This is a genomic window from Rhizobium sp. MHM7A (assembly GCF_005862215.1).
GTDB lineage: Bacteria > Pseudomonadota > Alphaproteobacteria > Rhizobiales > Rhizobiaceae > Rhizobium > Rhizobium bangladeshense.
In genome coordinates this window covers 1-355 of sequence record NZ_VCHT01000088.1, presented here as the reverse complement: position 1 = coordinate 355, position 355 = coordinate 1, and the positions used below count along the sequence as shown (strand labels likewise).

Sequence of the window (355 nt, the reverse complement as noted above, 5' to 3'; positions counted from 1 at the left end):
CCATGGGCATCGTTGTCATCTGCTTCTCGCTGGTTGCAGCTATTTTCGTGTCGGTCATGGTCGAAATGTATGTCGGCCTGCTCGCCGGCATGATCATGCTCGGGCTGGGTGGTTCCTCCTTCACGAAGGACTTTGCCATTCGATACCTGGTGTATGCCTTTGGCGTCGGCATGAAGCTCATGGCATTGGTGATGATCGCCAAGATCGGATCGAACGTCCTGCTTGGTCTTGCCCAGGCGCCTACTGCCTCGTCGGATCAGTTCGTCACGACCCTGGCGATCGCCGGTATTTCCGTCGTGGTCTTCATCATCGCCATGTACGTCCCGAACATCATCCAGGGCGTCGTCCAGGGCGC

Annotated in this window: 1 protein-coding gene; it reads left to right on the top strand. The window is 57.5% G+C overall.

Translation table 11 applies throughout. The features are described 5' to 3' along the window. On the top strand, positions 1-355 hold a 355-nt coding region (locus FFR93_RS40530; protein ID WP_171049350.1), incomplete at both ends, for a type IV secretion system protein.